The sequence below is a fragment of the Citrobacter amalonaticus genome (genome assembly GCF_018323885.1).
GTDB lineage: Bacteria > Pseudomonadota > Gammaproteobacteria > Enterobacterales > Enterobacteriaceae > Citrobacter_A > Citrobacter_A amalonaticus.
This window is the reverse complement of sequence record NZ_AP024585.1, coordinates 1,796,721-1,811,281: the sequence shown is the minus strand read 5'-3', so window position 1 is coordinate 1,811,281 and position 14,561 is coordinate 1,796,721. Positions and strand designations below refer to the sequence as shown.

The following is a 14,561-nucleotide window of genomic DNA, read 5'->3' as shown; positions in this document are numbered from 1 at the left end:
TTTAGCATTTATTTCTGAATTCTTTTCTTTTCCTGTTAATTCTACTTGTCTGATTGCAGATGCCAGGTAACATAGGAAATCCCCATTCCGGGGAACATGTGTTTATATATCGGACTATTAACAGAGAGAATATTATGAGCGTTGTGCCTGTAGCCGACGTACTCCAGGGCCGCGTAGCCGTTGACAGCGAAGTCACCGTGCGCGGATGGGTACGTACCCGCCGAGATTCAAAAGCTGGCATCTCCTTCCTCGCCGTTTATGACGGTTCCTGCTTTGATCCTGTACAGGCCGTCATTAATAATTCTCTGCCCAATTACAATGAAGAAGTGCTGCGTCTGACCACCGGCTGCTCCGTTATCGTCACCGGCAAGGTTGTGGCCTCTCCGGGACAAGGACAGAGTTTTGAGATCCAGGCCTCTGAGGTTGAAGTCAGCGGTTGGGTTGAAGATCCAGACACCTACCCGATGGCGGCGAAACGTCACAGCATCGAGTACCTGCGTGAAGTTGCGCACCTGCGTCCGCGTACCAACATGATTGGTGCCGTTGCACGTGTTCGCCACACGCTGGCCCAGGCGCTGCACCGTTTCTTTGATGAGCAGGGCTTCTTCTGGGTTTCCACTCCGCTGATCACCGCATCCGATACCGAAGGTGCTGGTGAGATGTTCCGCGTGTCGACGCTGGATCTGGAAAACCTGCCGCGTGACGATCAGGGCAAAGTGGATTTCGACAAAGACTTCTTTGGTAAAGAGTCCTTCCTGACCGTATCCGGCCAGTTGAACGGTGAAACTTACGCCTGTGCGCTGTCGAAAATCTATACCTTCGGCCCGACTTTCCGTGCGGAAAATTCCAACACCAGCCGTCACCTGGCGGAGTTCTGGATGCTGGAACCGGAAGTGGCGTTCGCCAACCTGAGCGATATCGCCGGCCTGGCGGAAGGCATGCTGAAATATGCCTTCAAAGCCGTACTGACCGAGCGTGCTGACGACATGAAGTTCTTTGCCGAGCGCGTGGATAAAGAGGCGATTAGCCGGCTGGAACGTTTCATTGAAGCGGATTTCGCCCAGGTAGATTACACCGATGCAATCGTTATTCTGGAAGAGTGCATTAAGAAAGGCAGAAAGTTTGAGAACCCGGTTTACTGGGGTGTCGATCTCTCCTCCGAGCACGAACGTTATCTGGCAGAAGAACACTTTAAGGCACCAGTGGTAGTGAAAAACTATCCGAAAGATATTAAAGCGTTCTATATGCGCCTGAACGAAGATGGAAAAACCGTTGCCGCGATGGACGTTCTGGCGCCGGGTATCGGTGAAATCATCGGTGGTTCTCAGCGTGAAGAGCGTCTGGATGTGCTGGATGCGCGCATGCTGGAAATGGGTCTCAATAAAGAAGATTACTGGTGGTATCGCGATCTGCGCCGCTACGGTACCGTGCCGCACTCCGGCTTCGGTCTCGGCTTTGAGCGCCTGATCGCCTACGTCACCGGCGTACAGAACGTTCGTGACGTGATTGCCTTCCCGCGTACACCGCGTAATGCGACGTTCTAAGATCGTTCACAAAAAGGCCAGCGTTGCTGGCCTTTTTTATTGCCTGAAATGTCAGTTTTTGTGAGTAATAAGTAAGCAATTCTAAGATCAACCCCGAAATCCTCCACTCCTGTTACTGGGTATTACGTTGTAATATTTCTGCACAAAAAATAAACCGTAGTTTTCTTGCGGATTAGTATTTACTCACCCATTAGCACATTTTTTAAACAATCCAACAGCATTCCAGACGTCCAGATAATGCCATAAGCAAAACTGGAAATGTCTATTTTCTGTACGTCGTTTTTCTTTTATTCAAATTAAAGATAAGAAAATCATATAAATAGATATAAGTGGTGTGTTCTGGCGCTGAAATCGTTTCGAAATTTGATATCGTTCACAAAGTTCCAAAAATGAAATAATTAGTTACATATTTTTTCTTTCTGAAACTAATTCTTTATCTTTGTAGCACTTTCACGGTAGCGAAACGTTAGTTTGAATGGAAAGATGCCTGTCAGACACATAAAGACACCAAACTCTCATCAATAGTTCCGTAAATTTTTATTGACGTAATTTATTGACGGCAGTGGCAGGTGTCATAAAAAAACCATGAGGGTAATAAATAATGATGAAGCGCAATATTCTGGCAGTGGTTATCCCTGCCCTGCTGGTAGCCGGTGCAGCTAACGCTGCAGAAATCTACAACAAAGACGGCAACAAACTGGACCTGTACGGTAAAGCGGTAGGTCTGCACTATTTTTCTGATAACAAAGGCAACGACGGCGACCAGACTTATGCTCGTCTTGGTTTCAAAGGGGAAACTCAGATCAATGACCAACTGACCGGTTACGGCCAGTGGGAATATAACTTCGCCGGTAACAACTCTGAAGGCGGTTCTGACGCACAGAACAACAACAAAACCCGTCTGGCGTTCGCCGGTCTGAAATTCGGTGATGCGGGCTCCTTCGACTATGGTCGTAACTACGGTATCGTTTACGATGCACTGGGTTACACCGATATGCTGCCAGAATTCGGCGGTGATACTGCATACAGCGATAACTTCTTCGTTGGCCGTGTTGGTGGCGTAGCAACTTACCGTAACGCTAACTTCTTCGGTCTGGTTGATGGCCTGAACTTCGGTGTTCAGTACCTGGGCAAAAACGAGCGCGCAAGCAGCTACGAAGTTGACGCTACCGATCCGACCAGCACCAACTTCAGCGATGTTCGTCGTTCTAATGGTGACGGCGTTGGCGGCTCCATCAGCTATGAGTTCGAAGGCTTCGCTGTTGTAGGTGCTTACGGTGCAGCTGACCGTACTAATGCACAGCAAGATCCGGCACTGCGTGGCAGTGGCGAAAAAGCTGAGCAGTGGGCGACCGGTCTGAAATATGACGCGAACAACATCTACCTGGCGACCAACTACGGTGAAACCCGTAACGCTACTCCGATCAGCGGTGGTTTCGCCAACAAAACTCAGGACTTCTTCGTGGTCGCTCAGTACCAGTTCGATTTCGGCCTGCGTCCGTCCATCTCCTACAACAAATCTAAAGCGAAAGACGTAGAAGGTGTAGGTAGCGAAGATCTGGTGAACTACATTGAAGTGGGTGCCACCTACTACTTCAACAAAAACATGTCCACCTATGTTGACTACCAGATCAACCAGATTGATTCTGACAACAAACTGGGCGTGAACTCTGACGACACCGTTGCTCTGGGTATCGTATACCAGTTCTAATAGCAGACCCCTTTGCTAAATGCCTAAAAAACAGGACTTCGGTCCTGTTTTTTTATGCCTGTCAGCAAAATCTTGCGACTTCAAAAAACCTTCAGGCTTTTCATCACTAACGGTTGGCATTTTGTAAATCTGCCGTTAACCTGATAACGGATTTCCCTTCTGTAACCACAATGGAACCTCGTCATGTTTGAGAACATTACTGCCGCCCCTGCCGACCCCATTCTGGGTCTGGCCGATCTGTTTCGTGCTGATGACCGTCCTTCGAAAATTAACCTTGGGATCGGTGTCTATAAAGATGAAACTGGCAAAACGCCAGTGCTGACCAGCGTTAAAAAAGCCGAGCAATACTTACTCGAAAATGAAACAACAAAAAACTACCTCGGCATTGACGGTATTCCGGAATTTGGCCGTTGCACGCAGGAGCTGCTGTTCGGCAAAGGTAGTCATCTTATCAATGACAAACGCGCACGCACGGCGCAAACGCCGGGCGGCACCGGCGCGCTACGCGTTGCTGCCGACTTCCTGGCAAAAAATACGGCAGTAAAACGCGTCTGGGTGAGCAACCCAAGCTGGCCGAACCATAAGAGCGTGTTTAACTCCGCCGGGCTGGAAGTACGCGAGTACGCTTATTACGACGCAGAAAACCATTCACTCGACTTCGATGCGCTGCTAAACAGCCTGAGCGAAGCACAGGCGGGCGATGTGGTGCTATTCCACGGTTGCTGCCATAACCCAACCGGTATCGATCCTACGCTTGAGCAGTGGCAAACCCTGGCACAGCTTTCCGTCGAGAAAGGCTGGTTGCCGCTATTTGACTTCGCGTATCAGGGCTTCGCTCGTGGTCTGGAAGAAGACGCGGAAGGACTGCGCGCGTTCGCCGCGCTGCACAAAGAGCTGATTGTCGCGAGCTCCTACTCCAAGAACTTTGGCCTGTACAACGAACGTGTGGGTGCCTGTACGTTGGTTGCGGCAGATTCGGAAACCGTTGACCGCGCCTTCAGCCAGATGAAATCCGCCATTCGTGCGAACTACTCTAACCCGCCAGCCCACGGCGCATCAGTGGTTGCCACAATCCTCAGCAACGATGCGCTGCGCGCAATCTGGGAACAGGAACTGACCGACATGCGCCAGCGCATTCAGCGTATGCGTCTGCTGTTTGTGAACACCCTGCAAGAGAAAGGGGCTGAACGCGATTTCAGCTTCATCATCAAACAAAACGGCATGTTCTCATTCAGCGGCCTGACCAAAGAGCAGGTTCTGCGTCTGCGTGAAGAGTTTGGCGTTTATGCGGTGGCTTCTGGTCGCGTCAACGTTGCCGGAATGACGCCTGATAACATGGCGCCGCTGTGCGAAGCCATTGTTGCCGTGCTGTAAGACGTGCGATAAAAGCAAAGCCCGCGATAAGCGGGCTTTTTAACGGGAATTACCAGGCAGGCATTTCATCCTGCAGGAACGGATTGTGCAACCGTTCATAGCCCAGCGTCGACAGCGGGCCATGACCCGGAATAAACGTCACGTCATCGCCTAACGGCAACAGCTTACGTTTGATCGAGTCAATCAACTGGCTGTGATCGCCGCGCGGGAAATCACTGCGCCCGACTCCACCTTTAAAAATCACGTCGCCTGAGATAAGAAGTTGCGACTGCTCATCAAAGAAAACAACGTGTCCAGGCGTATGGCCCGGGCAATGCAACACCTGTAAAGTCACATTCCCTACGCTGACACGATCTCCTTCGTTAAGCCAACGGTCGGGCGTCAGTGGCTGACATTCGCCGAGGCCAAACATGCGACTCTGTGCAGGCAAACCCTGCAGCCAGAACTCATCTTCTTTTTCCGGACCGATAACCGGTACTCCGTAGTGTTGCGCCAGTTCCGCCGCGGCACCCACATGATCGAGGTGTCCGTGAGTGAGCAGGATCTGCGTCAACGTGATGCCGCTGGCATCCACTTCCTGTTTGATTTTTTCAGCATCGCCGCCGGGATCGACAAGCGCTGCCAGACGCGTTTGCTCACACCAGATCAAAGAACAGTTCTGGGAGAACGCGGTGACCGGAATAATACGATAGTTCATACTGCTCCTGTTTCGTTAATCACCAGTGCCGCGCCGGCCCGGTGTCAATATGCACAAAGTTACTGCGTGGGTAGTATCCTACACCACCTGCGCGCATAGATAACGCGGCTTTGCGAATATTACTTAACGAAATGCCTTCAATATGAAAATCCATGGCCTGGCCTTTGGTGTGATAGCTTTGTTTCGCAACCCCACGGCTGTGCGCACGCAATTCATTGTTGGTATCCAGTGAACGATAACCGGAAATCAGTTGAACGGGCTTACGTGTTCCCAACAGCCCTTGCAGGCGGAAAAGCTGATCGAAGAGTCTGGGATCGATGGACTTCACCTTATTCGCGCGATAGTCACGGAAAAAATGGTTAAGTTTGGCTAATTCATCCTGAATATAAGCTCTGCCATCAAAAAATTCCGCTTTAATTGACTCTCCGGTGTTGAGGTTGCTCAGAGTCAAAATACGCGGACGCGGGGTAGAGAGTGTGGCAAACGCAGGCACAGGCAAGATGGCAGCTCCGAGGGCAGCGCCACCTAACGCCAGCAGTTTGCGGCGATTAGCGTCAAATTTGTCCATGGTTTAAGGTCTACAGGTCAATGTTATCGTCTATATGCTTTAGCGCACGATAGGCACCTTAACTGGCATCAAAGCCGCCGTCAAGTTGGCCCAACCCCAGCAATGACGGGGCTTCTGGGCCGATGCCCCTGTCACTGCCAATTATTACGACAACAGATTAACCAGAACTTCTTCATTTACCTGATTAATTGTTCTGCTTTTGCCACAATTTGTGCGCTGGATCGCGCTGTCAGATCATAATTGTAAATATCTGTACGATACTGGGTACGCCCGTCCGCGCCAACAAACGCCGTCAGGTAATACAGATTGACCGGGATAGTCTGACGAATATTGACGTAGCGCGTGTCGCCCTGCTTCAGCGCATCGGAAATTCGCGTATCGTTCCAGCCCGCATCCTGTAACAGCATGTTTGCCAGTTCAGAAGCCTTGTTCACACGCACGCAACCGGAACTAAGCGCCCGGGAATCCTTCTGGAACAAATTATGGTTAGGCGTGTCGTGCAGATAAATTGCATCGGAACTTGGCATATTGAACTTGTAGCGGCCCAACGAGTTACGCGCTCCCGGCGCCTGCTGGAAACGGAACGGTAAATTTGACGGCGTGATGGTTGACCAGTCAACCTGCCACGGATCAATCGCTTCTCTGCTGTTCCAGCCCCGCATCACGGTATAGCCGTGACGTTCAAGGTAGCCAGGATCGTTCCACAGCTTGGGCAGAATATCCTTACGCGCCAGCGTCGGCGGGACGTTCCATGGCGGATTGACCACCACGTTATTCAGCGCGCTGCTCATCATCGGCGTTTTACGATCGGGACGACCGACAATCACCCTGGACGCCAGCACCTGATTACCATTCTGATAATAAACCAGCGAATACGCCGGAATATTCACCATAATACCCGTCGACAGTTCAGATGGAAGCAAACGCAGACGCTGGATATTGAGCGCCAGTACCCCTGCACGCTGCGCGGGGGTCACGTTCAGCCAGTCGCGGGTAGCCGGGCCAATAGCGCCATCTGCGCCCAACCCTTGCCACGTCTGGAAGCGTTTTACCGCTTCAACCAGCTCTTTATCATACGCAGCACGGACAGCCGGTGCTGGCTTACTGCGCGGCGCAGTCTGTTTTGCCGTGTCAGCGCTCGGGGTTTCAACGGCAACGGCTGACGGGCTGACCACCGCTTCTGACGGGGTCTCATCTCCCGGCAGCGCAATTTTCGGTCCGCCTTCCAGCATCCCGGTACGTTGCAGTATTTCCCGCAGCGCAGGCACGTAGTTGCTCCACTGACCCGGTCGTAGCGTTGCTTTGCCGGTCAGTTGCGGCCATGGACGTGAATCACCCACCAGCGCTAATAGCGACGCGTGCATTGACGCATACTGCGGGTGCTGAGGTGCCAGCCCGGCAATAAACGTCGGAAGTTGTCCATTATCCAGCGCAACCTGCCACTGATTGATGACCGACAGCGGTGGCGTCGCCAGTGCATACGGTTTACTGCTGTACAGCCAGCGGTTGCCTTTGACCGGAATATTGGCGATCAGATGGAGATACCCCATCATCGCATCAGACAACACCAGATCGCGCGCGATGCCGTTAACGGCAGGATCGGTCAGTAACGCCACCCAGGTGGTGAACTGAGGCTGGAAGCCTGCAATAGCGACCTCTGCCAGCTGTTGCTGGAACGCTTTGACGGCTTCGCGATTTTCCCACATGGGTTTCATATCGCGCGCCGCATAAAGCAGTTCAAGTTGATTCATATAGACAGGCGTATAGCCTGAAGGAAGTTGCGACTGAAGCTCAGCTCGCGCCTTTTCCGCCGCCCCCTCAGGGAGTGGCTGCAGACCCGCCATCACCGCCGTTGCGCCAGATTGCGCCTGCGGCTGAGCGAGACTCTGTTCACTGACAACGACAGGGCTGTCGCCAGGTATCACTTCAGGCTCATCAGCCTGAACACTGGACAGTGGAGCGAATACTACGGCCAGGCATAAACTTATTGCCGAGAACCGACGACCACCAATTTTATTAAGCAACATCCCTTGCCCTCTGGTTACATTACGACATGCTCACATCTACCGGAGCTTTCCTTCATTATAGAAAGGCTGATATGCGATTGCCTAACCTAATGTAAAGAAGTTTAAAGAAAATGCACCTGAAATCTATAGTTTAAGAAATGAAAAAGACGGCTTTTCAGCCGTCTTTAAGGTTTTAGCTGGCCTCTGACGGGGCATCAGCCTCGCCGGGGAGAGGATCCGGTAACTGCGGCGCAAACCCGCGCAGACCAACCACATGAACGTGTTCCGTATTCTGGAAGACTTTACGCACCAGCTTATAGGTGGTGCCCTTCTCCGGACTGATGTTTTCCGGCGCCGCGATGATGAGCTGCATCTGCAGACGCTCACACAGCTCAAACAACGTCGCGATGGAGCGCGCATCCAGACGGGCGGCTTCATCGAGGAACAGCAGACGGCACGGGGAGATATCTTTCCCGCGCAGACGGCGCGCTTCATCTTCCCAGCTTTGAACCACCATCACCAGGATCGACATCCCGGTCCCGATCGCTTCACCGGTCGATAGCGCACCGGACTCTGCACGCAGCCAGCCGTCAGAACCACGGTTAACTTCCACTTCCATTTCGAGATAGTTACGGTAATCCAGTAACTCCTCGCCAATGGTTTGCGGCGTACGCTGTCCCATGTCGATTTGCGGGTTCAGGCGTTGATAAAGTTTCGCCAGCGCTTCTGAGAAGGTCAGGCGGTTGCTGTTGAACAGATCCTGATGCTGCTCATGCTGTTCAGACAGCACTTCCAGCAGCGTGGCATGGGTTTCACGCACATTCACGTTCAGACGCACGCTGTGAACCTGACCGAACGACACGCTCTGCAACCCCTGGTTGAGCTGACGAATACGGTTCTGCTCGCGCTGGATGGTCTTGCGAATAATGTTCGCCACGCTACGTGAGCTGATCGCCAGTTTCTGTTCACGGGAGGTCAGTTCTTCGGTCAGGCGGCCCAGCTCGATTTCCATCTGTTCGATGGCTTCCACTGGATCGTCGGTACGAATGATATCCTGACGGATACGCTCGCGCAGATGCTGATACACTGCGACAAAGAACTGGATCTTACGTTCCGGACGTTTCGGATCTTCAGACAGACGCAGGACATCACGCAGATGTTCGTTATCAGCGACCGCCAGACGCAGCGCACCCAGCGCCTTATCCGACATGGAGCGCAGATCATCACCGGAAAGATAGGCCAGCTCGCGACGATGCAAACGACGCTCGACGCCGCTGTCTTTCACCAGTCGCATCACGGCGCACCAGCCTGCTTTCGCGGTTACCACCTGCTCACGCATTTCGTGGTAATCGCGTTCCAGTTTGCGCAGTTTGCGGGTCAGGTTATCCATCTCCGCTTCACAGAAGGTAAGCGCTTTTTCGAGCTGGTTACGCCGCGCACGGTTGTTGCTGAGCTGCGAATGCAGTTCATCGCGACGAATACGCGCACGCTCTTCCGCTCCGCTGTCGGCACGCACGCCAATATCCTGCAATTCACGCTGCAAATCGTTAAGCAGCTCTTTCTTGGTATCGTAAGAGCTTTTCAGCGAAGCCAGAACCTGATTGTACTGACTCAGTTGCGCCGCATGACCACGCAGGGCTTCACGGGCGCGGGTACGTTCAGCTTCCGCATGTTCCAGGCGCTCACGCAGTTTTTCGTTCAGATCGCTGTTGCCGCTGAGCATTTCCGCTGAGTCGGAATAGCCGAAGTGTGCACGACGCTGGACCACTTCGGTCAGCGCAAACGCCTGCTGACGCGCATCGCGCTGCGTCTGCTGGGAGTACGCGTAATCTTCTTTCAGTTGTTCAAACTGTTCCGGGTCGCTCTGCAACACCGACACCATCGGTTCCAGTTTCGCCAGTTGGTTGCCGTGCTGCTGTACAAAGCGCGCGGCTTCTTGCGCTTCATCCAGACGCTCGCGGATCTCTTCGACGCGATCCGCCAGACTGTCGTCAGCCAGTAAATTCAGACGCGGCAGCAGGCGGTTAAGCGCGGCAACGCCCTCTTTCGCCTGTTCGTACTGCAGACGCTGCTGCTGGTTGTCGTTTTCGTGGGCGGTCAACGCACGTTCCAGCTCAACGCGACGGCTGTTGAGCTGGCGAATTTCGGCTTCCGGATCGGATTCAAAAGCCACCGAAAGATGGCTGCCAATGAAGCGGCTGAACGCCTGATGCAGACGCTGCGTTTTCTGAACGTCAAAAGAGAGCGTGGCAAAACGCTCGGATAATCCTTCACGCTCGGCATGCAGCGTTTCGATGCGGTTTTCTCGCGCCGCACGGCCAAACAGCGGTACGGACGGGAAGCGCGAGTAGCGCCATTGGCGATCGGCAATCTTCACCACCACCGCTTTTTCCAGTTCGTCGACGCTGAAGACGCTGTCATCAAATGACTGCGGATCCCCTTCGATCAGATACAAATCTTCCGGGCAATCCGTCAACCCTTCCAGTTGTTCAGCGATCAGCGACAGATCCGGCACCACAATGGCGTGACGCGACGGACCATACAACGCGGAGAAGTACGGCGCATCTTCAAGACTGACGTCGTCATAGATTTCTGACAGCAGCACGCCGCCAAAGCGTTCCGCCAGCGCGTTCAGACGCTGATCTTCCGAGCCACCAGGCTGGCTTAAGCGTTCGATCTCTTCATCGACGGCATTCTTGCGCGCGCCGACTTCGTCGCGTTCCACAATCGCTTCACGCTCTCGCTCGAGCAATTGCTGCAGATATTCGGTCACTTCCTGGCTGGACGTAAACTCTTCACCGCACTGTTCACTCAACTGACTCAGGCTGTTCTGCGCCGCCAGCCAGACGGGGGCACGCTGCATGAGATGCTGAATGCGCGACTGTAGCTGTTCCTGCTCCTGACGCAGCGCCATACGCTGTTCATGCGCGCTGGAAACGTTGTCAGACAGCGAGGCGATACGCGCTTCCAGCTCCTGATGCAGGGCTTCCAGTTCGTCAATGTCGAAATTTTTCCCCTGACGTTTGCAGAATTCCGCCAACAGACGTTCGGCTTCCTGCTGCTCGCGCAGACGCTGTTCCAGTTCGCTCAGTCGCATACGCAGCGACTGCGCCTGTTCCGCCAGGTGACGCTGGTCAACGCCTTCGCGCAGCAGTTCGCGCGCCACGTCCCAGGCTTCATTACGCGCCAGCGGGCCATTGATCGCCACCACCAGCTGATACGCCTGCTCGAACTGACTGTGCGCGGTTTGCGCCACGCTCATTTTCTGTTCCAGCGAGAGCATTTTTTCGGTGGCTTCCTGCTCTTTCGCCTGGAAGGTTTCCAGCCACTCGGCGGCGCTATCGGCCGTCAGATCCGGCAGATGGCACACCGCTCTGGCGCGTTCCAGCGCCGAGATCGCCTGGTTGTACTGGATGGCGCGGGTCTGTTGAACGTCCAGCGCCTGCTGGTAGTCCGCCAGTTGGCTTTTCAACTCATCCACTTCCAGCTCGGCAGCTTCGGCGCGCGCTTCGTTCTCTTCCTGACGATCGGCAGCTTCTGCGACCACTTCATTTTGTTCTTCGAGACGGATCTGCAACTCGTCGAGATCCGCTTCATAACGTTCAATTTTTTCCTGCTGGCGTAGCGCGGTTTGCACCAGGTTCAGGTGATCGCTTGCCGCCTGATAATCGGCTTCGAGATCGCCTTCCGCACCGTTGTGCTCGCCCAACTCACGCGCCATGTCGACGTGTTTATACTGCTCGGCCGCCAGTTGTTTGCGCGACGTGTACAATTCGCGACGGAATTCCAGCGCTTTATCGAGGTGGATCCGGCGCTCATTGGCGTGACGCATATAGTCCGCCGCCACATAGTTGGTGGCTTCGCTAATCAGGTGTTTAAACAGATCGCGATCGGACTGGGTAACGCGAATGGCTTCCAGCGTCAGGCGGTTTTCCCGCAGCGCAGCTTCCATATCCTGGAACGCCTTACGCACCCCGCTGTTTTCCGGCAACAGGTAGTCGCGCAGAGACCGGGTGATCGCGCTGGAAATCCCACCGTACAGCGAGGCTTCAATCAGGCGATAGAATTTACTACGGTCAGACGCAGAGCGCAGACGACGGGCGATGAGGCCCAGATCAAACATCAGCGAATGGTAATCGGTGATCGAGTTGAACTGCTTAAACTGCACGCCTTCCATCGCGTCGAGCTTTTCTTTCAGCTCCGTTAACGGCAGGACGCGCGCCTGACGTTCGTTCAGCGTCTCCGTCACCAGTTGCGTAGGCTGCACAGACATCGGCAGTCCCTGAATGGCAAACGGTTTGATATCGACTTTACGGTCGCGTCCGGCAACCTGCTGCAAGCGCACACCCACCACCACGCGCTGATGGCGCGAGTTGATCGTATCGAGCATCGAATAACAGACACCCGCTTTCAGCTTACCGTGCAGACCTTTGTCGCGTGAGCCGCTGGTCGCGCCTGCTTCCGTGGTGTTACGGAAGTGCAGCAGGGTTAAATCCGGGATTAGCGCCGTGACGAACGCCGCCATGGTAGTGGATTTCCCCGCGCCATTCCCCCCGGAAAGCGTGGTAACCAGTTCATCCAGGTCAAAGGTACGGGCAAAGAAACCGTTCCAGTTAATCAGCGTTAGTGAGCGAAATTTACCGCGTTCAATCATTATTCTTCTTCTCCACTGTCCGGCTGATTCTCTTCGGTCTCATCATTGAGCTGCAGGTGGTTTTCGACCGGCATCGCTTCGCCATCGCGGATCAGGCGACGCTGCGCTTCGCGCGGGTCGTCACCCGTTCGTACATCCGCGCCAAAGCGGAACACCGATTCCGTAATGCGGAATTTGCTGCTGTCATGCCCCATAAACCACACCATGCCTAAACGGCGAAGACGGTTTAATGACGAGCGCATTTTTTCCTGTAACTTCTGGCGGTCGACGTCGGAGCCGGTTGAGCGGTTATTCACCAGCTTCAACAGTTTGGCTTCGTCAGCCAGCGTCAGCAGCTCGTCGTACAACTCCTGCTGAGTGAAAATCCCCTCGTTCGCCAGCCGCTCCGGACTGAGGTAGAGGTAGCAGAGAATTTTACCGACCATCATGTCCAGTTCAGACAACACGGAACGCGGGATAATGGTCGTTGAACGCGGACGCAGGTAGAAGAAACCTTCCGGCGCGCGGATCAGCTCCACGTTATAGCGGCTGTAAAACTCTTCCAGATAGTCCTGAAAGTCCATCAAAAAGGCATGATTATCCAGTTCATCCAGACCAATGTGGCGGCCTGAACGTAATGCGCTATCCAGCGCCGGAAATAACGGATTCGCCAGCGCCTGCGCCAGCTTAACCGGCATCACTTGTTCAATATTTGTCAATGACATGCGCCTGTACCTTGGCTCCGTAATCATTAATCGGCTGCCATTTGGCTGGCAGTCCGGTGAAGTCTGCTTGCGCTACGCCAAGACGTACCGCCTGATCGATAACAATGCGCGCGACGTCAAAGTGACGCGCACGCGGGTATTGCGCAAGATACTCGCGCACTACCAGACCGAGATCTAACGGCGTCTCTTTCGATTTATAGATAGCCAGTTGGCCTTCGATAATCGCCGCCAGCTGTTCGCGGATCTCGTTAAACTCTTCGTACTCTAAATCCGGCGGAAGTTCCCCGGTGACCTCTTCATCACGCAGCGCCATCTCTTCGTCACGCATATCCAGCAGACGATCGGCGTTGGCATAGGTCAGCGCCCACGGCTCGTCAAAATAGGTCTGTACCGACTGACGTAAGCGCTGGGCAAAGACGCGGTTTTTATCCATATCGATGGCGGTACGGATAAATTTGTGAACGTGGCGGTCATAGCCAATCCACAGATCGATCGACTGCTGACCCCAGCTGATAATACGATCGAGCTTGCTTTGCAGGTCAAACACCAGGCGATCAACAAAATGCAGATCGTCATGAGCCAGCGTCGCATCCTGGATACGCAGCAAATTGGCCTGCAATTTATCGCCTGCCGCTTCCAGCGTATCCTGCAACTCGCGCAGAGTGCCGGAGGTTTCTGACAGTAGCAGTTCACAGCTCGAAATCGCCGCGCGCCAGTCTTTATTCAGCAGTTGCGCGATATCATCTTTCACCTGCTGCTGCTGTTCATCCATGATGCGCTGAGTCAGATCGATACTGTCGAAAATCTCAGCGACCGAATACTTGAGTGGCGCATAGACGTTGCGATGCCAGTGGAACTCATCGCCGCCCTCATCGGCGGCATCCGCCGCGCGCTTGAGCTCACCCGCCACGATCGACAACTGCATTGACAGACGCAGCGTGGAAAATTCACGTTGGCGAATATAGTAATCGGTAATGCCAATGCCGAGCGGCGTCAAACGATAAATCGCGTTCCCTTCTGCCTGCTCACTGGTAAAGCGGTTCAGCAGACGTTGACGCACCATATCGTTGATCGCATTGTTCGCGCGCACGCCAATGGTTTCGCTGGTTTGCTCAAACGCATCACTTACATGGCGGAACGCATCCACCAGTTCGCCTTCACTCATCTCACCGTCCAGGCGCTCGCCATTCAGCGTGGCCACCGCCAGCAGAAACGAGAGTCGGTCTACCGGCAGCGAGATAGAGAAGTCATTTTTTCTGGCCCAGGCAACCAGTTCGGGGACTGTCTGGGAAAATTCACTCAT

The 14,561-nt window shown here is 53.8% G+C and carries 9 protein-coding genes; 3 read left to right on the top strand and 6 right to left on the bottom strand.

Going from position 1 to position 14,561, the window contains the following annotated elements; genetic code table 11:
• Positions 1-134: 134 nt before the first annotated feature.
• The 3 genes from asnS (at position 135) to aspC (ending at position 4,629) form a co-directional block, all read left to right on the top strand.
• Entirely contained in the window at positions 135-1,544 is a 1,410-nt protein-coding gene (gene asnS / locus KI228_RS08395; protein WP_044256319.1) for an asparagine--tRNA ligase, read from the top strand.
• Between the two features lie 601 nt (positions 1,545-2,145).
• Positions 2,146-3,255, top strand: a complete 1,110-nt coding sequence (gene ompF / locus KI228_RS08390; RefSeq protein WP_044256321.1) for a porin OmpF — start codon at positions 2,146-2,148, stop codon at positions 3,253-3,255.
• 183 nt (positions 3,256-3,438) lie between these two features.
• A complete protein-coding gene (aspC, locus tag KI228_RS08385) occupies positions 3,439-4,629 on the top strand; it encodes an aspartate transaminase (protein WP_061070317.1) in 1,191 nt (396 codons plus the stop codon).
• A 49-nt stretch (positions 4,630-4,678) separates the two neighbouring features.
• On the opposite strand, the gene KI228_RS08380 is transcribed toward aspC, so the two are convergent.
• From KI228_RS08380 to mukF, 6 genes are all read right to left on the bottom strand, one after another.
• Positions 4,679-5,326: an MBL fold metallo-hydrolase gene (locus KI228_RS08380; protein ID WP_061070318.1), complete on the bottom strand. Its 648-nt coding sequence runs from the start codon at positions 5,324-5,326 to the stop codon at positions 4,679-4,681.
• Between the two features lie 19 nt (positions 5,327-5,345).
• Entirely contained in the window at positions 5,346-5,894 is a 549-nt protein-coding gene (gene mepK, locus KI228_RS08375; protein WP_043001180.1) for a peptidoglycan L,D-endopeptidase MepK, read from the bottom strand.
• Between the two features lie 176 nt (positions 5,895-6,070).
• Positions 6,071-7,921, bottom strand: coding sequence for a L,D-transpeptidase (gene ldtD / locus KI228_RS08370; protein ID WP_141227492.1), 1,851 nt, complete (start codon positions 7,919-7,921; stop codon positions 6,071-6,073).
• Between the two features lie 172 nt (positions 7,922-8,093).
• Complete coding sequence (gene mukB / locus KI228_RS08365) at positions 8,094-12,554, bottom strand: chromosome partition protein MukB (RefSeq protein ID WP_099433421.1); 4,461 nt, start codon at positions 12,552-12,554, stop codon at positions 8,094-8,096.
• The gene (gene mukE / locus KI228_RS08360) at positions 12,554-13,258 is read right to left on the bottom strand and encodes a chromosome partition protein MukE (protein WP_043001183.1); all 705 of its coding nucleotides are present in this window, start codon (positions 13,256-13,258) and stop codon (positions 12,554-12,556) included. The genes mukB and mukE overlap by 1 nt, the downstream gene beginning before the upstream one ends.
• Positions 13,239-14,561 carry a chromosome partition protein MukF gene (gene mukF / locus KI228_RS08355; protein WP_042320184.1) on the bottom strand — a complete coding sequence of 441 codons (1,323 nt, stop codon included), beginning with the start codon at positions 14,559-14,561 and terminating at the stop codon, positions 13,239-13,241. Before mukF ends, mukE begins: the two co-directional genes overlap by 20 nt.

Excerpts from the sequence above, each read along its gene's own strand:
- asnS (WP_044256319.1), top strand. The coding sequence starts at position 135 with ATGAGCGTTGTGCCTGTAGCCGACGTACTCCAGGGCCGCGTAGCCGTT.
- ompF (WP_044256321.1), top strand. The coding sequence starts at position 2,146 with ATGATGAAGCGCAATATTCTGGCAGTGGTTATCCCTGCCCTGCTGGTA.
- aspC (WP_061070317.1), top strand. The coding sequence starts at position 3,439 with ATGTTTGAGAACATTACTGCCGCCCCTGCCGACCCCATTCTGGGTCTG.
- KI228_RS08380 (WP_061070318.1), bottom strand. The coding sequence starts at position 5,326 with ATGAACTATCGTATTATTCCGGTCACCGCGTTCTCCCAGAACTGTTCT.
- mepK (WP_043001180.1), bottom strand. The coding sequence starts at position 5,894 with ATGGACAAATTTGACGCTAATCGCCGCAAACTGCTGGCGTTAGGTGGC.
- ldtD (WP_141227492.1), bottom strand. The coding sequence starts at position 7,921 with ATGTTGCTTAATAAAATTGGTGGTCGTCGGTTCTCGGCAATAAGTTTA.
- mukB (WP_099433421.1), bottom strand. The coding sequence starts at position 12,554 with ATGATTGAACGCGGTAAATTTCGCTCACTAACGCTGATTAACTGGAAC.
- mukE (WP_043001183.1), bottom strand. The coding sequence starts at position 13,258 with ATGTCATTGACAAATATTGAACAAGTGATGCCGGTTAAGCTGGCGCAG.
- mukF (WP_042320184.1), bottom strand. The coding sequence starts at position 14,561 with ATGAGTGAATTTTCCCAGACAGTCCCCGAACTGGTTGCCTGGGCCAGA.